Source organism: Nocardioides albus (assembly GCF_014648255.1).
GTDB lineage: Bacteria > Actinomycetota > Actinomycetes > Propionibacteriales > Nocardioidaceae > Nocardioides > Nocardioides albus.
In genome coordinates this window covers 425520-446057 of the sequence record NZ_BMQT01000001.1, presented here as the reverse complement: position 1 = coordinate 446057, position 20538 = coordinate 425520, and the positions used below count along the sequence as shown (strand labels likewise).

Genomic DNA, 20538 nt, shown 5'->3' with positions numbered 1-20538 from the left:
GTGCTTCTCGCTTTTGACACCGCCACGCCACAGGTGACCGTGGCTCTCCACGATGGCGACGACGTCGTCGCCGAGATGGTCTCCGACCGTGCCATGAAGCATGGCGAGCAGCTCGCGCCGCTGATCTCCGAGGTCCTGACGGCGGCCGGGATCGTACGCCAGGACCTGACCGCCATCGCCGTCGGAGCCGGGCCTGGACCGTTCACCGGGCTGCGGGTCGGGCTGGTCACGGCGCGGACGCTCGGGTTCGCGCTGGAGATCCCGGTCTATGCGGCGTGCTCGTTGGATGTGCTGGCGGTGGAGGCTGTGTCGTCCGGGGTGGTCTCGACAAGCTCGACCACCGACGGATCGTTCTTTGTGGCGACGGATGCGCGGCGCAAGGAGGTCTACCTGGCTTCCTATGGCCCCGACGGTGCTCGCCTCGAGGGGCCTGTCGTGGCCCGGCCGGCGGAGGTGGCGACCTCGGTGCCGGTGGTCGGGGAGGGGGCTCTGCTCTATCCGGACGCGTTCCCCTCGCCGCTGGGGCCGCAACGTCCGTCTGCGGGTTGGCTGGCACGGGCGGTGGCCGAGGAGCGGATCGAGCTGATGGACCCTGAGCCGCTCTATCTGCGCCGGCCCGACGCGGTGGATCAGGCTGCTCAGTCCAAGAAGACGGTGACCCCCAGGTGACCGTACGCTCGGCCGGCCCGGACGACGTCGACGAGATCGCCGCGCTCGAGCTCGAGGCTTTCCCCGACGACGCGTGGACGCCTGCGTATCTGCAGGTGGCGATCGAGGGCAAGATGCCCACGGTCCGCATCCTGGTGGCCGAAGATGATGCGGGAACCGTCGTCGGGCATGCGTTGGTGAGCGTGGTCTACGAGATCGCAGAGCTCCAACGGATCGCGACCGCCGAACAGCAGCGCCGCCGTGGCATCGGTGGTTCGCTTCTCACCGCTTCGATCGACCTTGCTCGGAGCGAAGGCGCCGAGCGCCTCCTTCTCGAGGTGCGCGAGAACAACGTCGCGGCCCTCGAGTTCTATCACCAGGCCGGATTCATCGAGATCGACCGCCGCGAGCGCTACTACCGCGATGGGGCGACGGGGATCGTGCTGGCGATGGATCTGCCCGGCTCAGCTGCGTCCTCTGGCTGAAATGTCGGTGGTCTGTGGTGCGATCAATGCCATGGCCTTCAACCGCAACAGGTTCGAATCTCAGACGGCTGGTGTCGCATTGGCGCGGACGATCGGCCGTGACGGCCTGCGTCCACCCACTCTCAGAGTGGTTGCCGACGCAGCGAACATGGGCTCGTCGACGCTGCACACCTGGTTCGCCGGTTACGAGAGCATGCTGCCCCATGCGGCCTCGGGATTTGCCGGCATCTACTGGGAGCAGCTCGCCCAGCGAGTGAACGACCGAGGATGGGACGGGTATCTTCCCTCGACCGCCGACGAGAAGTTCTTCGCGCGGGCCTGGTTGGGGATCGAGGAGCTCGCGAGATCGAACGACGACGTCGGCGAGGCCGTCCGAGAGCTCTGGCACGACGTCAGGTTCTGGTTCCGTAGCTCGATCGGCCGCGAGCTCACCGACTTCGAGTCGAGCGGGCTGGTGATCCTGCTTCGCGGGCTGTGGGACTCGCTCTGCTCCGCAGATCCGATCGACACCGGGGTTGCGCACGACCTCTGGGCCGCGGCCTTCGCCGCGCTGAGCGATGACCAAGGCAGCAGCGCTGACGGTCGTGGTCGTGAGGATCGTGATCGTGAGGATCGTGGTCCTGGGGATCGCGGCCTCGCGGCCTGACGGATCGCGACGATCTGCCAAGTGTTGGCCGGCGGACATCTGCTCGGTCGGCGGGAGGGTGGTGTCTGGCGTGAACGAATGTTCGTTCGGGACGGCGGGGTGAATGAATGTTCGTTCGGGAGGGCGGGGTGAATGAATGTTCGTTCGGGAGGGCGGGGTGAATGAATGTTCGTTCGGGAGGGCGGGGTGAATGAATGTTCGTTCGGGACGGCGGGGTGAACGAATGTTCGTTCGGGACGGCGAGGTGAATGAACGTCCGTTCCGGTCATCGCGGCCGAACGAAGAATCGTTCGGCCGCGAGAGACACCACAGAGCGCGGACGGGGCCAGCGCGGACGGGGCCAGCGCGGACTGCGCGTCCGCCGGGTGCTGCGGCGCCAGATGTCGGGGTGAAGGCAGAATGGGCCCATGACTTCTGGCGCCCTCGTTGATGAGCCCTTGGTCCTCGGGATCGAGACGTCGTGCGACGAGACCGGGATCGGGGTGGTGCGCGGTCACACGCTGCTGGCAGACGCGGTGGCGAGCAGCGTCGAGGAACATGCCCGGTTCGGTGGGGTCGTGCCCGAGGTAGCGAGTCGGGCGCACCTGGAGGCGATGGTGCCGACGATCGAGCGTGCCTGTCAGGAGTCGGGCATCAAGCTTCACGACGTCGACGCGATCGCCGTCACCTCAGGCCCCGGGCTCGCCGGCGCTCTGTTGGTCGGCGTGGCGGCGGCCAAGGCGCTCGCGCTCGGTCTCGACAAGCCGATCTACGGGGTCAACCACCTCGCTTCCCACGTCGCAGTCGACCAGCTGCAGCACGGACCGCTTCCGGAGCCCTGCGTCGCCATGCTCGTCTCCGGCGGCCACTCCAGCCTGCTCAAGGTCACCGACATCACCGTGGGCGTCGACCCGATGGGTGCGACCATCGACGATGCCGCCGGTGAGGCCTTCGACAAGGTCGCTCGTCTGCTCGGTCTCGGGTTCCCCGGCGGCCCGGTGATCGACCGGACCGCCACGTCGGGCAGCTCGATCGCGATCGACTTCCCTCGCGGGCTCACCAACCGTCGCGACCTGGAACGACACCGCTTCGACTTCTCCTTCTCGGGCCTCAAGACAGCGGTCGCCCGCTGGATCGAGGCCAAGGAGCGCAGCGGCGAGCCGGTGCCGGTCGCCGATGTGGCCGCCAGCTTCCAGGAGGCTGTGGTCGACGTCTTGGTGAGGAAGGCCCTCGATGCAGCCTCCTCCGAAGGCATCGAGGACATCATCATCGGTGGCGGAGTGGCGGCGAACAGCCGGCTTCGGGTGCTCGCGGAGGAGCGTGCCACCAAGCTCGGCATCCGGGTTCGGGTCCCACGCCCCGGCCTGTGCACGGACAACGGCGCGATGGTCGCGGCTCTGGGGTCAGAGATGGTCGCGAGGGGACGTACTCCCTCGGCCCTGGACCTTCCCGCCGACTCTTCCCAGCCCGTGACCAGCGTCCTGGTCTAGAAGGGCCGCACCAACAGGCACGTTCCTTCTCCGCCAACCCTGGTCAGCACGATCGTGGCCTCCTCGGGACCGGACAGTGCCAGCCGCTTGCGAAGCTGCTCGGGCACGACCTGTACACCGCGTTTCTTGATCGTCAGCCTCCCGACGCCACGCTCGCGCAGCGCCGCCTTGAGCTGCTTCTCTCGATACGGAAGCTCCTCGAGCACCTGATAACCGCGGGCGAAGGGCGTCTCGAACGAGGCGGAGGAGGTCACGTACGCGATGTGCTCGTCGATCAGATGACCCTGCACCCCGGCGGCGACGGCGGTGACCAGCCCGGCACGGATGACCGCCCCGTCCGGCTCGTAGAGGAACTCGGCGACGGCGCCGACCTCACCGCCCGGGTCGTCCTCGGTGGTGAGCGTCGCCAGGCCGCGCTCGCCGATCACGGTGGCCCGCCGCTGCGTACTGGCCAGCGAGCCCGACCACAGTGCGGCCTCCTTGACCTCGCCACGGTCGCTGACCCACTCGGCCTCGACCTTCTCGGGTACGAGGTCGTGCGGGATCCCCGGCGCGACCTTCACACACGCATCCCGCGCGAAGAGCGTCTCCACCCACGACCACGGCGGCGTCCACCCCTCCGCGGAGAAGACTCGGCCCTTGGCGCCACGACGCGCCGGATCGGCGTACGCCACGTCGAAAGGCGAATGATCGACGGTCGTCGCGTCGGCGACGGTGACGGCGCCGGGCAGCCCTAGGGCGTCGAGGTTCGCCTGGGCGATGGCGACTCGCTCCGGATCGTGATCGACCCCGGCAGCGGTGAGGCCTGCACGCGCGGCCGCGATCAGGTCGCCGCCGATCCCGCAGCCCAGATCGATGACGCTCGCCGCGTTGAAGGCGCGCAGGCGGGCGGCCCGATGGTGGGCGACGGCGAGGCGAGTGGCCTGTTCGAGACCGTCGGGGGTGAAGTACATCTTCGGCGCCAGGTCACCGAACTTGGCTGCCGCCTTCCGGCGCAGATCCACCTGGGTCATCGCCGCGGCCACGCGCTCGGCCGTCTCGTCCTTGCGCAGGGCGGCCTGCACGGCCAAGGCCGAACTCTTGCCCTCACCCTTGCCCGCAGCCCTGCTCGCAGACTTGCCGCCAACCCTACCGCCGGTCGGTGCCGCCGCTGTCATCTCGGTCGCCCGGGCCAACAGCCGCTGGCCGTCGTCGGTCAGCAACCAGGCGAAGGCGGCGAGATCCATACTCCGATCCTCTCAGGCCGGTTTCCGGTCCGGACAAAAGCCCATTACCCCAGTGGGTGTTTCTGCCCTAGGATCCGCCGGGTGTGCAGACCCCCGCGTCGAGTCCCGGCGAGCCTCTGGGCGCTTGCAGGGATGACGGTCCTGCTGTCGTTGCTGTTCGCTGCGCCCGCATCGGCCGACACGATCACGCCGGTGCGCGACTGCGGGCACGGAGACGGCTACCGCGAGCTGGACGGTGACTCCTCGGCAGTGGCGACCTCGCCCGAGGGCTACCTGATCGTCTCCTACTGCGTGGACAGCCGGGGCCGGAAGGGAGGCTCGGAGGTGCGGACGCTCTCCACGCCGCAACGTACGGCGGTCGTCTGGCACAGCGGCGGGCGGCCGCTCGCGGGCTATTCGGTGGAGTACGCCCGGGTCGTCGATGCCTCCGACGAGCCCGACGCCGACAACGACACCGACACCGACGAGCATCCCCAGGACGACCGCGACGACGGGAACGACTGGGACGACCGCGACAAGGGCGACCGCGACGACCGAGACGAGCGCGACGAAGGCCGCAAGCCCGACAAGGCCGACGAGACGGCCGAAGCCGAGGCGCACCAGAGCACCCCGGCAGAGAGCAAGAAGACGGACGCCGCGAAGAGGGGCGAGCAGAGCGAACGTACGCCGTCGGCCAGTGCGTCCCCGGCGACCCCGGCACCCGGTCGGCAGACTCCCAAGGATATCTCCGAGCAGTCCGAGGAGTCGTCACAGATGACGCGGCTGAACGACGGTGAGGAGCTCCGGGTCACCTCGCTCGACGAGGACGACGACGAGGATGGTCTGCGGTCGCTCGTGGTCGCCGCCGGCATCATCATCGTCGGTCTCCTGGCCGGCATGATCGCACTGCTCGTGAGGCTCCCCGGCCAGCGATAGAGCGGTCACGCTGGCACTCATTGCGGGCGAGTGCTAACGTCTGCATTGGCACTCTCCCCCTGAGTGTGCCAACGCTTGCGAGCCGGGTGCGACCCCCGCGACGGCGTACGTGGCACATCGCAAGCACAGACGTAGCAACACCCACCAGTCTGACTCCGTAGAAAAGAAATGGGGAGGTCGACACAGTGTCGGTCAACATCAAGCCTCTTGAGGACCGGATCGTCGTCAAGGCCGTCGAGGCCGAGCAGACCACCGCCTCCGGTCTGGTCATCCCGGACACCGCCAAGGAGAAGCCCCAGGAGGGCGAGGTCCTGGCGCTCGGCCCGGGTCGTATCGACGACAAGGGCAACCGCGTTCCGCTGGACGTCGCCGTCGGCGACAAGGTCATCTACAGCAAGTACGGCGGCACCGAGGTGAAGTACGCCGGCGAGGAGTACCTCATCCTCTCCGCCCGCGACATCCTCGCGGTCATCGCCTGACGATCATCCGTCTCGCACATCTGACGCGGCCGGGCCAGCCGGCCCGGCCGCGTCCGTGCGTACTAGGGAGTATGTGAAATGCCGAAGATCCTGGAGTTCGACGAGAACGCCCGCCGCGCCCTCGAGCGTGGCGTCGACGCCCTCGCCAACGCCGTCAAGGTGACGCTGGGGCCCAAGGGCCGCTACGTCGTCCTCGACAAGAAGTGGGGCGCCCCGACGATCACCAACGACGGTGTCACCGTCGCCCGTGAGATCGAACTGGACGACCCGTTCGAGAACCTTGGTGCTCAGCTCACCAAGGAGGTTGCGACCAAGACCAACGACATCGCTGGTGACGGTACGACCACCGCGACCGTCCTCGCCCAGGCGATGGTCCACGAGGGTCTGCGCGCGGTTGCCGCCGGCGCGAACCCGATGAGCCTCAAGCGCGGTATGGACGCAGCTGCGACCGCCGTCGGCGACGCGCTGCGCGCCGCCGCCCGTGAGGTCGTCGACGAGTCCGACATGGCCTCCGTCGCCACCATCTCCTCCCGCGACGCGAAGATCGGCGAGATCCTCGCCGAGGCCTTCGCCAAGGTCGGCAAGGACGGTGTGATCACCGTCGAGGAGTCCAACACCACCGGGACCGCGCTCGAGTTCACCGAGGGTATGCAGTTCGACAAGGGCTACATCTCTCAGTACTTCGTGACCGACCAGGAGCGGATGGAGGCCGTCATCGACGAGCCGCTGATCCTGCTCGTCCAGGGCAAGATCAGCTCCGTCCAGGAGTTCCTGCCGCTGCTGGAGAAGGTCATCGCCGCCGGCAAGCCGCTGTTCATCATCGCCGAGGACGTCGAGGGCGAAGCCCTCTCGACCCTGGTCGTGAACAAGATCAAGGGCACCTTCAACGCGACCGCCGTCAAGGCGCCCGCGTTCGGTGACCGCCGCAAGGCCATGCTGCAGGACATCGCGATCCTGACCGGTGCGCAGGTCGTCGCCGAGGAGGTCGGCCTCAAGCTCGACCAGGTCGGCCTCGAGGTGCTCGGCACCGCTCGTCGCGTGACCGTGTCCAAGGACAACACGACCATCGTCGAGGGTGGCGGCGACGCTGCCACCGTCGAGGCTCGTGTCAACGAGATCAAGGCCGAGATCGAGCGCACCGACTCCGACTGGGACCGCGAGAAGCTCCAGGAGCGCCTCGCGAAGCTCGCCGGTGGCGTCTGCGTGATCAAGGTCGGCGCTCACACCGAGGTGGAGCTCAAGGAGAAGAAGCACCGCATCGAGGACGCTGTCTCCGCGACCCGCGCCGCCATCGAGGAGGGCATCGTCCCCGGCGGTGGCTCGGCCCTGATCCACGCCGTCTCGGTGCTGGAGAAGGACCTCGGCCTCGAGGGCGACGAGGCGGTCGGCGTACGCGTCGTCCGCAAGGCCGCCGACGAGCCGCTGCGCTGGATCGCCGAGAACGGTGGCGACAACGGCTACGTCATCACCACCAAGGTCCGCGAGCTCGGCGTCGGCCAGGGCTTCAACGCCGCCACGGGTGAGTACGGCGACCTGGTTGCCCAGGGCGTCATCGACCCGGTCAAGGTCACCCGCTCCGCGCTGATCAACGCCACCTCGATCGCGGGCATGCTGCTCACGACCGAGACCCTGGTCGTCGACAAGCCGGAAGAGGACGAGGCGCCCGCAGGCGGCCACGGCCACGGTCACGGCCACTGATTGACAGCCGAGTCGGCGCATCTGACCCCGTGTCTCGCGAGCGAAGCGAGCGGGAGGGGTTGGATGCGCCGACTCGGCGATTTCAGCGAACAACCAGCGAGTCGAGGTCCACGTCGTCGGAGAGCACGTTCATGTCGACGTACGCCTCATCATCGCTGCCCACCCCGTCGAGCCGGTCGCGGCTGGAGTACTGCCAGATCGACCAGTCGCGTCCGTCCGGCACCCGCGGCGGCCAGGCGACGGACCGGAACCAGATCGGATTGTCGGGGTAGCGGTCGACCAGATAGGCACGATAGGCCGTCGGCGTGGTGTAGATGACCGGCGCGATCCCGTAGTAGTCCTCGAGCGTGCTCAGCAGGGGATCGAGGATGGCGTGCACCTCGGTGGCCGGCGGCAGGTTCCCCTTGAAGGAACCGTACGGTTCCAGGTCGACGACAGGCGCGAGCATGCCGTCGACGCGGGGGACCGTGGCGATCATGTTGTGCGCCTGGTCCGCGCCAGGACTCTCGAAGCTCATGAAGTGGTAGGCGCCGGTGGTGATCCCGGCGGCACGCGCTCCTGACCAGTTCGCGGCGAACCGCGAGTCGACGTGCGCGGACCCCTCGGTCGCCTTGAGCCAGGCGAAGCCGATGTCCTGCTCGGCGACCTGCGGCCAGTCGATGGTGCCGTTGTGGTGGGAGACGTCGATGCCGCGTACGTCGTACTTCGCCGCGAACAGGCGGGTGGGCATGACCACGCCGGTGTAGACCAGCAGCGTGAGGGTCAGAGCGACGGCGACGAAGACACCGGCCGCGACGGCGAGGCGGCGCCTCGCTGGGATTCGACTCACTGGGATTCCAACAGCTTCTGCATGATTCCGATCTCGGTCTTCTGGGAGGCTTCGACGTCCTGGGCCATCTCCATGGCGATGGTGTCGCTGCCCTTGCGGAGCACGGGTGCGGCCATCACGAGAGCGCCCTCGTGGTGAGCGATCATCCGGGTCAGGAAGAGCCGGTCGAACTCTTCGCCCCGAGCCGCCCCGAGCTCCTTCAGCTGCTCGGGAGTGAGCATGCCGGCCATGCCGGCGTGGTCCGACAGATCGTCGGCGGCGGGCACCTCGAGGTCGCGAGCCTGGAGCCATCCGCTCATCGAGACGATCTCGGGCCCCTGCGCCGCGGTGATGCTTCTGGCCAGCGATTTCACCTCGTCGCTGGCGGCACGGGTGACAGCCAGCTCGGTCATCTCCAACGCCTGGGCGTGGTGCGGGATCATCATCGTGACGAAGGTGGCGTCGGTCTGGTTCCACTCGGCATCGGCCGGTACGTCCGAAGGCCCGATCGTTCCCGCGGACTCACCTGGAGCGCCCGGCTGCAAGATGGGCGCCGACTGGGTCGACCCTGTCGAGCTCGGTTCGTGGCCGGCGTGAGGCTCCTGTTCTTCGGCACAGCCGGTGAGCAACAGCAGAGCGAGTGCAATGGTGGGGACACCGATTTTCCGCATGGACCTGCCTTCCGAGGCGTACGCAGGTAGCAAACTTATGCAATTTCGTCGTCCATGGAAGGAAATTTCCTTAGACTCGACGAGCCCGTGGTTTGTCCGCACGGCAGTCGACTCGGAAGGCGACCCCCGCATGAGACGTCCCATCCATATCCTGGCCGGAGTCGCATCGGCCATGATCGTCGCTGGAGGGCTGGCCGTCGCGGCCCCGTCCTCGGCCGACGAGTCCCACTCCCACGACGGCTCGAAGAGCGCCGCCCCTCAGCCGAGCTGCACCGAGGCGGAGAAGAAGGTCCTGGCCGCGGCCGGTGACAACTTCGCCTCTGCCTGTGCGCCAGGCAACGACATCGCGAAGCTCGGCGTCAACAACCCGGTCGTGGAGGCCGGCGACACCGATGGCACTCCCAACCTGAACCTGATCGCGAACCTCCCCAAGTCGGGGGCGTTCACGCCGACCAGCGCACTCAACAGCGACCTGGCGTTCCAGGGCGACTACGCCTTCGCCGGCAACTACGACGGCTTCAACGTCATCGACATCAAGAAGCCCCACAAGCCTCGGCTGGTCACCCAGGTCGTGTGCCCGGGATCGCAGAACGACATCTCGGTCCACGGCGACCTGCTGGTCCTCTCCGTCGACTCCAGCCGCAGCAACAACACCTGCGACAACGTCGCGCAGTCGGCGGCGATCAAGGAGTCCTGGGAGGGCATCCGGGTCTTCGACATCAGCAACCCGGCGCAGCCGGCATATGTCGCCGCGGTCGAGACCAAGTGCGGCTCGCACACACACTCGCTGGCGCCTAGCAAGGACGGCAAGGCCGTCTACGCGTACGTCTCCTCCTACGGTCCCCGCGACGAGTTCCCCGACTGCCAGCGGCCGCACGACAAGATCAGCGTCGTGAAGATACCGACGAAGACGCCGGAGACCGCCGCCGTGGTGAACGAGCCGGTGCTCTTCCCAGACGGTGGCTACACCAACACCGCGGGGTGTCACGACATCACCACCTACCCGAGCAAGGACATCGCAGCGGGTGCGTGCATGGGTGACGGCATCCTGATGGACATCTCCGATCGCGAGAACCCGGTCGTGACCGAGCGGGTGCGAGACACCGAGAACTTCGCGTTCTGGCACTCGGCGACCTTCAACAACAGCGGCACCAAGGTCGTCTTCACCGACGAGCTCGGCGGCGGCGGCGCGCCGGTCTGCAACCCGGAGGTCGGCCCCGAGAAGGGCGCCAACGGCATCTACGACATCGAGGGCTCCGACCTGGTCTTCAAGTCGTACTACAAGATCCCGCGCACCCAGTCCAACACCGAGAACTGCGTCGCCCACAACGGCTCGCTGATCCCGGTCAAGGGCAAGGACATCATGGTCCAGGCCTGGTATCAGGGCGGCATCTCCGTCTACGACTTCACCGACTCGGCCAACCCGAAGGAGATCGCCTGGTTCGATCGTGGTCCCTTCGAGGACACGACGACCATCGCCGGCGCGTGGTCGACCTACTACTACAACGGCTACATCTACTCCAACGAGATCCAGCGCGGCTTCGACGTCTTCGACCTGCGTGACCCGCGGGTCGCCTCGGCGAAGAAGGTCAAGTTCGACGAGCTGAACGTGCAGGCTCAACCCTCCTACTGAGAGATAGCCGAGTCGGCGCATCTGACCCCGTATCTCGCGAAGCGAGCGAGAGGGGTCGGATGCGCCGACTCGGCGATTTCAGCGAATGACCAGCTGTCCGAAACCTCCTGGTCACCGGGTGACGCCAGGGTTCACGGCGATGACCGAGACGGCTGCCGACGACGACCGTGTTGGTCTCGACACGCTCGCTAGCGCTCGCGGCTCGACCGACGGGAAGCCCGCTGGTCGAGCCGCCGGAGCCGCTAGGCGGAGGCGTGTCGAGATCAACACAGTCGAATGGGCGATCGCTGCCCTCGTCGGCCTCCTTCTCCTGAGGCTCCTGTGGAGCCTGGCGACCAACGAGAACCTGCTCCCGCGCGCGGTCGTCGGCCACCTGCTCCATCCTGACGTCCTCGCCGGGGTCTGGCTGACCCTCCGGCTCACCGTGCTGGTCTTCGCCCTGGCCTCAGCGCTCGGGCTGGTCCTGGGCAGGATGGAGCGGACGGCGAACCCGGTGCTGAGCAGTGTCGCGGCGGCGTACGTCTGGATCTTCGGCGGCATCCCGGTGCTCGTCCACCTGCTGCTGTGGAGCAACATCGCGCTGGTCTTTCCCGACATCACCTTCGGGATCCCGGGGGTGCACATCGACACGGTCCGGCTGGTCACACCGGTCCATGCGGCGATCGTCGGGCTGGCGCTGGCGCTGGGAGCGTACGCAGCGAGGGCTCTCTCCGGCGGCGACCGGCTCACCGCGCTCGGCGACCTGCTGGTGACGACGCTCCAGGCGACCAGCCTGGTCTCGGTGCTCGCCGTCACCGACCTGCTCGGGGTCGTCCAGGCGCTCGAGGAGCGCAACCATCTGATCATCCCGCTGCTGATAGTGGCCGCGATCTGGTACCTCGTCCTGGCCACCGCAGCGCGCGGCGCGATCCGCCTGCTGGCGACGGTCCACAGGAAGGCACAGACGCCCCGCGGGTGAAGCCGAGGGTAAAAGTCGGCGACTATTGCAAGACCTGGCAACGCAGATCTTTGTAGAGTGCGGCGCGTGACTTTCGAGCAGGCGTGGCAACAGTGGCGCGATGAGCGGGAGGCCGAGCTGAGAAGCCCGGAAGGCTTCCTGGCGATCACCGGCCTGCACTGGCTCGGCGCGCAGCCGCAGCGGTTCCCCGGGATCCCGGGGGCCTGGTCGAACGCCCCGGAGGGCGCCGTCGTGGAGCTCGGCCCCGGCGAGTGGCTCGAGCTCGGTGGCACCACCCTGGCCGGTCGCTACGTCTTCGGGCACGTCGATCCTGTCGGGGTGGTCGCGACCTTCGACGCCGGGACCGTCGAGGTCGCCGACCGTTTCGGCACCCCGGTGCTCCGGCCTCGGCAACCCGACGGCCCGTTCCTGCGCGACTACACCGGCACACCGACGTACGCTCCGGACCCGGCGTGGCGCGTGACCGCCGACTTCACCGCCTACGAGACGAGCCGGCCGATCTCGGTCGGCTCCGTCGTCGAGGGCCGCTCGAGCGTCATCGACGCCGTGGGGGAGGTGGCCTTTGAGGTCGGTGGTCGCCCGCAGCGGCTGATCGCCTTCGACGGCGGCGACGACGAGCTGTGGCTGCTGTTCACCGACGAGACCAGCGGGGTGACGACCTACGCCGCCTGCCGTCAGCTCGCCGTCGAGCCGCCCGCCGACGGCAAGGCAGTCCTCGACTTCAACCGCGCGGCCAACATGCCCTGTGCCTACACGATCCACGCCACCTGCCCGCTCCCGCCCGCCAGCAACCACATCGACGTGCTCGTCGAAGCGGGCGAGCAGACCCCGCCGCGCCCACCCGCCGACTGAGACCCGCAGCCGGCTCCAAGGTTTAACCGTGCGTAACGGACCAGAAACAGCGAACCAGGCAGACTAGGGCCATGGCGGGGACGATCTTGTGGAGAGTGCGTACGACGCTGCCGGACCGACCCGGTGCGCTGGCGGTGCTCGCGCAGCGCTGCGGCAAGGCCGGGGTCAACATCTTGGGGATGCAGATCTTCCCCGGGCTGGCGCAGGTGACCGACGAGTTCGTGCTGCGTACGCCCAAGGACTGGGGCGAGGCGGAGATCTGTGACCTGATCGCCGCATCGGGTGGCGACGACACCGTCATCCAGGCCGCCAACGAGGCGGCTCTGGCCGACCAGCCGACCCGCTACGTACAGGCCTGCCGGCACATCCTGGAGCGGCCGATGTCGTTCCCGGACGTCGTCGCGCACCTCTTCGACGCCGAGGCAGAGGCCCCGCCCGGGGTCGTCCACGACACCATGGAGCTGCGGGTCGCCGACGTCGACGTGCAGCTGCACCGTACGGCCCCCTTCACCGCCACCGAGCACGCCCGCGGCGCCGCCATGGCCGACCTGCTCAATGACGTCCTCGACCGAAGCCGCGAGTCGGCGGCGATCGGCACCACTCCGCCCGTACGTCGCCTCGGCACCGGAAGCACCCCCGATCTCGTCGTCACCGGCGAGACCGTCTCCGCCCTGATCGACGGGGTCGCTGTCGGTATCGGCGAGGTCTTGGGGCCGACCGAGGGGGACGAGAACGTCCGCGAGATCAACCTGCGCGTCGACCCGGCGTGGCAGCGCCGCGGCATCGGGACCCGGCTGCTGGTCGACACCGCCAAGCTGGCGCACATGCTGGGCGCCGACGAGATCCTGGTCACCACCCACTCCGACAACCAGGCCGTGCTGCCCATGGTCCTCGCTGCCGGCATGCGCGGCCGGATCCGGATGGCCGGTGATCTGCTGACCGTCAAGGTGCCGGTGCGGGATCTCAGGCCGCTGGACCGGTAGGGCAACACCACAGGTGTGCCGGAAACACCTGAGAAGTCTCGCCGTTTCGCCGATCCCTGGGGAAGGGCCGTAGCATTTCTCCATGGAGATCCCGGAGAAGTTCGCGACGCTCGGCCTCACCTACGACGACGTCCTCCTGATGCCCGGATATTCGGATCTGGCGCCGTCCGACATCGATACGACCTCCAGACTGACCCGCGAGATCAACCTGCGGGTCCCGCTGATCTCCGCGGCGATGGACACCGTGACCGAGTCGCGGATGGCGATCGCGATGGCCCGCCAGGGCGGCATCGGGGTCCTGCACCGCAACCTGAGCATCGAGGATCAGGCCTACCAGGTCGACCTGGTCAAGCGCACCCAGACGGGGATCATCTCCAACCCGGTCACCATCGGGCCCGACGCGACGCTGGAGCAGCTCGACAAGCTCGCCGGTGAATACCGGATCTCCGGGTTCCCTGTGGTCGACGTCGACCAGAAGCTGATCGGCATCATCACCAACCGCGACCTCCGGTTCACCCCGGTCGCGGAGTGGGCGACCACGAAGGTCAACGAGGTGATGACCTCGCGTGACCTGATCACGGGCCCCTCCGAGATCTCCCGCGAAGAGGCCACCAAGCTGTTGCGCCAGCACAAGCTCGAGCGGCTCCCGCTGATCGACGCCGACGGCCGCATCACCGGTCTGATCACCGTCAAGGACTTCGTGAAGTCCGAGCAGTTCCCCGACGCCTCCAAGGATGCTCAGGGCCGCCTGCTCGTCGGTGCCGCGATCGGCTACTTCGGTGACGCCTGGGAGCGGGCGACCACGCTCATCGATGCCGGTGTCGACGTGCTCGTCGCGGACACGGCCCACGGCAACGTACGCATGCTGATCGACATGGTCCACCGGCTCAAGACCGACCCGGCCACCAAGCACGTCCAGGTCATCGGCGGCAACGTCGCCACCAAGGAAGGCGCGCAGAGCTTCGTCGATGCGGGCGCCGACGCGGTCAAGGTCGGTGTCGGCCCGGGTTCGATCTGCACCACCCGCGTCGTCACCGGCGTCGGCGTTCCCCAGATCTCGGCCGTCTACGAGGCGAGCCTGGCCTGCAAGCCCGCCGACGTCCCGGTGATCGCCGACGGCGGCCTGCGCTACTCCGGCGAGATCGGCAAGGCCATCGTCGCCGGCGCCGACACCGTGATGCTCGGCTCGATGCTCGCCGGCACCGAGGAGACCCCCGGCGACCTGGTCCTGATGAACGGCAAGCAGTTCAAGGCCTACCGCGGCATGGGCTCCATGGGCGCGATGTCGTCGCGCGGCAAGAAGTCGTTCTCCAAGGACCGCTACTTCCAGGCCGAGGTCACCGACGACGACATGATCGTCCCCGAGGGTGTCGAGGGCCAGGTCGCCTACAAGGGCGCCCTGGCGACGGTCGCCCACCAGCTCACCGGCGGTCTGCACCAGACGATGTTCTACGTCGGCGCGCGCACCATCCCCGAGCTGCAGGAGAAGGGCCGCTTCATGCGGATCACCTCCGCCTCGCTCAAGGAGTCGCACCCCCACGACGTCCAGGTCACCGCCGAGGCGCCGAACTACCACGTCTGACCTGCAACAACACGAGCCCCGGATCCACCGATCCGGGGCTCGTCCCATTTCGTGCGACGAGATGATCACGATGTGACGAATTCGGGCACGAATCCGGACCGGTCGGAGTTCAATCCGGTGCCAGCATTCTGAGCCTTCCGGGAGGACCCATGACCGTCACCGATACCGATGTCTTCGCCCAGGAGTGGGCGGCGTGGCACGAGGAGCACGAGAGGAAGCGGGCCTCGGCCCACGGTTTCCTCGCGATCACCTCGATGCGCTGGCTCGCCGAGGAGCCGGAGATGTACGTCGACGTTCCGGGCGCCTGGTCGAGCGGTCAGGACGGCATCGTGGTCTCGCTGGCCCCGGGGGAGTCGCTGGTCGTCGACGGCGTCGAGATCACCGGCCGGCACTCGTTCGGCGTCATCGACGAAGGCGGCGGAGTCACCGCCCTGTTCGGCGACGCGGCGGTGGAGATCGCCAACCGAGGCGGCAGCGCCATCATCCGCCCTCGCCATCCCGACAACCCGGTCCTGACCGGCTACCGCGGCACCGAGGCCTACGCACCCGACCCGCGATGGGCGATCCAGGGTCGCTTCGTCGCCTACGACCCACCGGTGCCCACGACCGTGGGCTCGGTCGTCGACGGCCTGGAGCACGTCTACGAGGCTGTCGGCGAGATCGAGTTCGAGGTCGACGGGGCGGCGTACAGGCTGATCGCCTTCCCCGGCTCCGCCCCGGGTTCTCTGCACGTGCTGTTCCGCGACGGGACCTCAGGCCGGACGACGTACGCCGCCACCCGCTCGCTCTCCGTCGAGGCGCCCGACGCGAAGGGCGATGTGCTGATCGACTTCAACCGCGCGACCAACCTGCCGTGCGCCTACACCGCTCACGCGACCTGTCCGCTTCCGCCGGCCGCCAACCGGCTGTCGATTGCGGTCGAGGCCGGGGAGAAGATGCCCGCCTGAAACGAGCTCGTGCTGCTGAGCGGCGGCGGGAAGCCGAGCTCAGCAGCACGAACGCCCGGGTTCAGGCGGGTTCCACCACCGGACGGCGCATCGGAAGCCCACCGGCCACCAGCGCCGCGGCGACGAGAACGAGGGCGGCGTTGACACCGATCGCCACCTGAAGTGCCCCGAGCGATGCGACGCCGCCGGCGGCGGTGGCCACCGTGGACATGATCGGGATGCCGAGCGCGATCGCGACCTGCTGCGTCATCATCGCGAGCCCGGTGGCCAGTCCCTGCTCGTGGTCGGGGAGCCCGGAGGTCGCGGCGACCATGAACCCGACGATCGCGGCGACGTGTCCGATGGCGCCGACGAAGTTCATCAGGCCGATGAACCACAGCCAGCCGACCGAGGGCCCGATCAGGACGAGCGCTCCGGTGGTCACGGCTTGGAGGGCGAGGCCGCCCGCCACCGTGTTCCGGACGCCGAAGCTCTCGATGAAGCGCGGCCCCACGGCCCCGCCGATGATCGCCCCCAGGCCCATCGCGACGAGCATCAGACCTGTCTGGAGGGCGTTGAGGTCGAGGACATGCTGGAGATACATCGTCAGCACGAAGACGAGCGAGGACTCGAAGGCGAACGTCGCGAAGCCGGCGATGTTGCCGAAACCGACGGTCCGGCGGGTGAGGATCTGCAGCGGCACCAGCGGGTGCGGGTGGGTGGACTCGGCCCGCCAGAAGGCCACCAGCAGCACCACCGCGACGGCGATCGCGGCCAGCCCCCACGCATCGGTGATGCCGGCCTCGCCGAGGCGGGTCGCACCGTAGACGAGCGCCAACAGCCCAGAGGTCACCAGGACGGCGCCGGGGAGGTCGAGCCGCGACCGCTCCCGGTCGGCGGAGTCACGCAGCACGAACGGCGCGACGGCGACCACCAGCAACGCGATCGGCACGTTGACGAGGAACGCCCAGCGCCACGACAGCAGATCGGTGAGTACGCCGCCCAGCACCGCCCCGGCAGTGAACCCGGTCGACATCACCACGCTGTTGAGCCCCAGCGCACGCTGCCGCAGCGGCCCCTCGGGGAAGGAGACGGTGAGCAAGGAGAGTGCCGCCGGAGTGACCGCAGCGGTCGCCAGACCTTGAGCGACCCGGGCGGTGAGCAGCAGCTCGGGCGAGGTGGCCACCCCGCCCAGCAGCGAGGCGGCACCGAGCGCGACCATGCCGATCATGAAGACCCGGCGCCGGCCGACGTAGTCGCCGATCCGGCCGAAGAGCAACGTGAAGCCGGCCGCGCTCAGCGCGAACGCGGTGGCGATCCATTGCACGTTGGCCTCGGCGAAGCCCAGGCTGGCGCCGACGGTGGGCAGCGCCACGTTGAGGATCGAGAAGTCGACGGTGAGGGTGAACTGGGAGGCGAGCAGCAGCAGGAGCACCAGCAGCTGCCCGCGAGTCATGGTGGCCTTGCGTACGGGCTCGGCCTGGGTTGTGGTGGTCATGGGCTCAACGGTCCGCCGGTCGAGGTGCCCCAGCCAGACACCTGTCTTGCCATCCCTCCGCGTGCCTAGCACTGACAGGGTCAGGAAGAAACCTCGGTTCGGCGGCACTATAGAGACCATGACGACTGAGCTGGGCGAGTTCCTGCGGAGCCGACGGGCGGCGATCAGCCCGGAGGAGGCGGGCGTGGTCTCCTACGGTGCCCGACGGGTGCCGGGGTTGCGGCGCGAGGAGCTGGCGATGCTCGCCGGTGTCTCGCCGACCTACTACACCCGGTTGGAACAGTCCGACCACCAAAACGCCTCCGACTCGGTGATCGACGCGCTTGCCCGTGCACTGCGGCTGAGCGCCGAGGAGCACGACCACCTGCGCCGACTCGCCCGCCCGGCCGGGCCGGGCCCGGGGAGGGCCCGCGACGAGGAGCCCCGGCCGAGCGCGGTCGCCATGCTGATGGACTACCCGGGTCCGGCCCTGATCGTCGACCACGCCAACTACGTGCTCGCCTGGAACGACCTCGGACACCGCATCTACGGGCACGGGCTGGACTTCGACGCTCCCTACGCGGATCGCTCGATGCGCCCCAACCTGGTCCGTCGGTTCTTCCTGGAGCCGGAGGGGCCCGAGCTCTTCGTCGACCCCGGCGCCGCCGGGCTGCAGCTGGTCGGCTTCCTGCGCTACTCCTCCGGGCTGCACCCCGAGGACCACATCCTCAGCTGCCTGGTCGGCGAGCTCGTGCAGCGCAGCGACCTGTTCGCCGAGCTGTGGGCCGAGCATCCGGTGATGGACTGCGGCTATGGCATCAAGCGACTGCGGCATCCGGTGGCCGGGCGGCTGGACCTCTCCTATGAGGCGATGGTGCTGCCGGAGACCAGCCAGCGGCTGGTGCTCTACCGGGCCGAGCCCGGCTCGCCGTCAGCGGACGGGCTGTCGCAGCTTGCCGGTCAGTGAGTTGTGAAGCTGAGAGTGGTCTATGGGTCACTCTCAGCTTCACAACTACAGATCCTTGGCGTACGTCGCCGGCGGCTGTCCCACGACGTCGCGGAAGGTGCGCACCAGGTGGGCCTGGTCGCTGAAGTCCAGCTCTGCCGCCACCGCGGCCCAGTCGACGTCACCGGAGTGGGCGCGGGCGGCGACCTCCAGCACGCGGAACCGCTGCACGACCCACTTCGGGCCGACCCCGACGTACTCGCTGAACAGTCGCTGCAGCGAGCGCAGGCTCAGCCCGGCACGTTCGGCGAGCTGCTCGGCGCGGGTGATCGAGCGGTCGTCCTCGGCGAGGGCCATCCAACGGCGAACGTCCTCGGCAACCGGGTCCGTGGGGAGACCGACCGCCAGCAGGTAGGTCTCCAACGCCGCAGCCATCTCGGCAGGGTCGTCGGAGGCGAGAATCTGGTCCGCCACCGGCCGGTCGTCGACGGCCAGCAGCTCCTGGGCGGGGAGGACCTGATCGGCGATGGCGCTGACCCGGCTGCCGAGCACGGGACGGAAGAGCCCGGGCAGGAACGAGACGCCGAGCGTGTGCCCGCGGCCGGTCAGGTGGCGCCGGAACGGCCTGCGCCCGATGCCGTGCACGAGCAGGCGGCCGTCCTCGGCCGCGATGTGGATCCGGGGCTGCGGGATGATCTGCTGGTCGTGCGGCTGCTCGAGATCCCAACCGACGTACCAGTGGTAGTCGACGTGTCCTGCGAGCGCCGGGGACACCGCGAACCGTTCCGTCGTGATCGTCCGTGCCGCCGTCACCGGCCGCACGATCGCGTCCGGATAGCCTCTGCTCTCCGCGTCGCCAGCCATGCCGCCAACGATATGGCGCGTTCCTTCAATCGCGCGCCCCTGCTTCCGCGACAGGGTGGACCCATGAGCGAACAGAGCACCGACAAGACCTACAGCAACAAGGCCAGCACCACGATGACCGTCGCGCGCTGGCAGGAGGCGGCCTACGTCGACATCGACGGCGAGGGCACCAAGATGGGCGACGACGTCTACATCCCCCACCGCGGCCTGACCACCGCCGAGACCGACTACACCTACACCGGCGAGATCCAGGGCACGGGCGTGGCGCGGATGATCGGCGCCTACGGCAACCCCGCCGGCGGCGCGATCTTCGAGGCGTACGAGCAGTTCACCGGCTCCATCGCCGGCCAAGAGGGCTCGTGCGTGTGGCGGATCAGCGGGACGTACGCCGACAAGACCGTGCGCTCCCACCTCACCGTCGTCCCCGGGCTCGGCACCGGTGGCCTCGAAGGGCTCGTCGGCGAGGCCGAGATGGTCCTCTCCGAGGAGGGTGGCGGGGAGACGTACGGATTCGTGCTCTCCTACGACTGGAGCTGAACGCGGGGGCGGGGGACGCGGGCGGCCGAGGACTGGCCTAGCCAGGCGGGGAGGGCGCGGCGGACGCCCTCGGTGGCGGTGATGGTGACCCTCTCCGCGCGCAGGGCAAGCGGCCAGGCCAGGTCGCCGCGCCAGATCTCGGTGAGCGTACGCAGGCTGCAGGTGAGCCGCGCATCGACCTCGAACCCCGGGTCGAAGTCGCAGACCTCGGCCTGGTCGGCGGCGACCACGAGCCACCAGCGGGCGACCTTCGGGTCGACATCGGTGAGGTCGAACTCGACGACGGTGCGCTGCCGTCGCCAGGCGTCGACCGGGATCGTGCGGCGCATGTCCCAGAAGAGCAGGTGCGGGTCGAGGTCGGCCTGGCCCAGCGACCCGACCCAGCGCGCGCCCCACTCGTTGAGCGCGGTCACGACCGTGGCGAGCTCTTGGCCGGAGGCGGTGAGGTGGTAGGACGTACGTTTCCCCTCGCCGCGCTGCTGGACGATGCCCGCGCGCTCCAGGGTGCGCAGCCGTTTCGAGAGCAAAGCCGGCGACATCTTCGGGACACCCCGGCGCAGCTCGTTGAAGTGGGTGCTGCCGAGCAGCAGCTCGCGTACGACCAGCAGCGTCCACCGCTCGTCGAGCACCTCCATGGCCTTCGCCATCGGACAGAACTGGCCGTAGCCCGCCATCGGACCGCCTCCCGCTGGTGCGGCCCGAGATCCGCTCCTCCCAGTAGACCGCTGGAGGGGT

At 68.6% G+C, this 20538-nt stretch carries 21 protein-coding genes; 15 read left to right on the top strand and 6 right to left on the bottom strand.

All coding sequences use genetic code 11. The features are described from left to right. The 4 genes from tsaB to tsaD all read left to right on the top strand — a co-directional run bounded on the left by tsaB (position 1) and on the right by tsaD (position 3248). The gene (gene tsaB, locus IEY84_RS01990) at positions 1-669 is read left to right on the top strand and encodes a tRNA (adenosine(37)-N6)-threonylcarbamoyltransferase complex dimerization subunit type 1 TsaB (protein WP_183541736.1); all 669 of its coding nucleotides are present in this window, start codon (positions 1-3) and stop codon (positions 667-669) included. Continuing rightward, a complete protein-coding gene (rimI, locus tag IEY84_RS01985) occupies positions 666-1133 on the top strand; it encodes a ribosomal protein S18-alanine N-acetyltransferase (protein WP_183541733.1) in 468 nt (155 codons plus the stop codon). Before tsaB ends, rimI begins: the two co-directional genes overlap by 4 nt. A gap of 127 nt (positions 1134-1260) precedes the next feature. Continuing rightward, positions 1261-1779, top strand: a complete 519-nt coding sequence (locus tag IEY84_RS01980; RefSeq protein ID WP_183541731.1) for a hypothetical protein — start codon at positions 1261-1263, stop codon at positions 1777-1779. Between the two features lie 407 nt (positions 1780-2186). Continuing rightward, positions 2187-3248 carry a tRNA (adenosine(37)-N6)-threonylcarbamoyltransferase complex transferase subunit TsaD gene (tsaD, locus tag IEY84_RS01975; RefSeq protein ID WP_183541729.1) on the top strand — a complete coding sequence of 354 codons (1062 nt, stop codon included), beginning with the start codon at positions 2187-2189 and terminating at the stop codon, positions 3246-3248. Here the strand turns inward: tsaD and IEY84_RS01970 are convergent. After that, entirely contained in the window at positions 3245-4474 is a 1230-nt protein-coding gene (locus IEY84_RS01970; RefSeq protein ID WP_183541727.1) for a class I SAM-dependent methyltransferase, read from the bottom strand. The two genes, tsaD and IEY84_RS01970, sit on opposite strands and share 4 nt — an antisense overlap. Before the next feature lie 81 nt (positions 4475-4555). On the opposite strand from IEY84_RS01970, the gene IEY84_RS01965 reads away from it, so the two are divergent. The 3 genes from IEY84_RS01965 (at position 4556) to groL (ending at position 7566) form a co-directional block, all read left to right on the top strand. Next, positions 4556-5389: a hypothetical protein gene (locus IEY84_RS01965; protein ID WP_183541725.1), complete on the top strand. Its 834-nt coding sequence runs from the start codon at positions 4556-4558 to the stop codon at positions 5387-5389. Positions 5390-5574: 185 nt separating this feature from the next. Further along, positions 5575-5868, top strand: a complete 294-nt coding sequence (groES, locus tag IEY84_RS01960; RefSeq protein ID WP_008362423.1) for a co-chaperone GroES — start codon at positions 5575-5577, stop codon at positions 5866-5868. A 78-nt stretch (positions 5869-5946) separates the two neighbouring features. Then, the gene (groL, locus tag IEY84_RS01955; protein ID WP_183541723.1) at positions 5947-7566 is read left to right on the top strand and encodes a chaperonin GroEL; all 1620 of its coding nucleotides are present in this window, start codon (positions 5947-5949) and stop codon (positions 7564-7566) included. Between the two features lie 82 nt (positions 7567-7648). Here groL and IEY84_RS01950 read toward each other — a convergent pair whose 3' ends face one another. Together IEY84_RS01950 and IEY84_RS01945 are read right to left on the bottom strand one after the other, a co-directional pair. After that, a complete protein-coding gene (locus tag IEY84_RS01950; RefSeq protein ID WP_229788222.1) occupies positions 7649-8395 on the bottom strand; it encodes a GH25 family lysozyme in 747 nt (248 codons plus the stop codon). After that, positions 8392-9045 carry a DUF305 domain-containing protein gene (locus IEY84_RS01945; RefSeq protein WP_183541721.1) on the bottom strand — a complete coding sequence of 218 codons (654 nt, stop codon included), beginning with the start codon at positions 9043-9045 and terminating at the stop codon, positions 8392-8394. The genes IEY84_RS01950 and IEY84_RS01945 overlap by 4 nt, the downstream gene beginning before the upstream one ends. Positions 9046-9175: 130 nt before the next feature. Here IEY84_RS01945 and IEY84_RS01940 point away from each other — a divergent pair, with 130 nt between their 5' ends. The 6 genes from IEY84_RS01940 (at position 9176) to IEY84_RS01915 (ending at position 16000) form a co-directional block, all read left to right on the top strand. Then, a complete protein-coding gene (locus IEY84_RS01940; protein WP_183541720.1) occupies positions 9176-10678 on the top strand; it encodes an LVIVD repeat-containing protein in 1503 nt (500 codons plus the stop codon). A 139-nt stretch (positions 10679-10817) separates the two neighbouring features. Beyond that, complete coding sequence (locus tag IEY84_RS01935) at positions 10818-11636, top strand: ABC transporter permease family protein (RefSeq protein WP_183541719.1); 819 nt, start codon at positions 10818-10820, stop codon at positions 11634-11636. Between the two features lie 66 nt (positions 11637-11702). Continuing rightward, positions 11703-12488 carry a DUF1684 domain-containing protein gene (locus IEY84_RS01930; RefSeq protein ID WP_229788221.1) on the top strand — a complete coding sequence of 262 codons (786 nt, stop codon included), beginning with the start codon at positions 11703-11705 and terminating at the stop codon, positions 12486-12488. 71 nt (positions 12489-12559) lie between these two features. Then, positions 12560-13471, top strand: coding sequence for a GNAT family N-acetyltransferase (locus tag IEY84_RS01925; RefSeq protein WP_183541717.1), 912 nt, complete (start codon positions 12560-12562; stop codon positions 13469-13471). An 82-nt stretch (positions 13472-13553) separates the two neighbouring features. Then, complete coding sequence (gene guaB / locus IEY84_RS01920) at positions 13554-15053, top strand: IMP dehydrogenase (protein WP_183541716.1); 1500 nt, start codon at positions 13554-13556, stop codon at positions 15051-15053. A gap of 149 nt (positions 15054-15202) precedes the next feature. Beyond that, positions 15203-16000, top strand: a complete 798-nt coding sequence (locus IEY84_RS01915) for a DUF1684 domain-containing protein (protein ID WP_183541715.1) — start codon at positions 15203-15205, stop codon at positions 15998-16000. A gap of 61 nt (positions 16001-16061) precedes the next feature. Here the strand turns inward: IEY84_RS01915 and IEY84_RS01910 are convergent, their stop codons facing one another. After that, the gene (locus IEY84_RS01910; protein ID WP_183541713.1) at positions 16062-17477 is read right to left on the bottom strand and encodes an MFS transporter; all 1416 of its coding nucleotides are present in this window, start codon (positions 17475-17477) and stop codon (positions 16062-16064) included. A 118-nt stretch (positions 17478-17595) separates the two neighbouring features. Here IEY84_RS01910 and IEY84_RS01905 point away from each other — a divergent pair, with 118 nt between their 5' ends. Next, complete coding sequence (locus IEY84_RS01905; RefSeq protein WP_183541711.1) at positions 17596-18423, top strand: helix-turn-helix transcriptional regulator; 828 nt, start codon at positions 17596-17598, stop codon at positions 18421-18423. 45 nt (positions 18424-18468) lie between these two features. Here the strand turns inward: IEY84_RS01905 and IEY84_RS01900 are convergent, their stop codons facing one another. Next, complete coding sequence (locus IEY84_RS01900) at positions 18469-19266, bottom strand: helix-turn-helix domain-containing protein (protein WP_183541709.1); 798 nt, start codon at positions 19264-19266, stop codon at positions 18469-18471. A gap of 63 nt (positions 19267-19329) precedes the next feature. Here IEY84_RS01900 and IEY84_RS01895 point away from each other — a divergent pair, with 63 nt between their 5' ends. Then, on the top strand, positions 19330-19803 hold the full coding sequence (locus IEY84_RS01895) for a DUF3224 domain-containing protein (protein WP_183541707.1): 474 nt from the start codon (positions 19330-19332) through the stop codon (positions 19801-19803). On the opposite strand, the gene IEY84_RS01890 is transcribed toward IEY84_RS01895, so the two are convergent. Beyond that, positions 19788-20477, bottom strand: a complete 690-nt coding sequence (locus IEY84_RS01890; RefSeq protein ID WP_183541706.1) for a winged helix-turn-helix transcriptional regulator — start codon at positions 20475-20477, stop codon at positions 19788-19790. The genes IEY84_RS01895 and IEY84_RS01890 overlap by 16 nt on opposite strands. Positions 20478-20538: the final 61 nt, after the last annotated feature.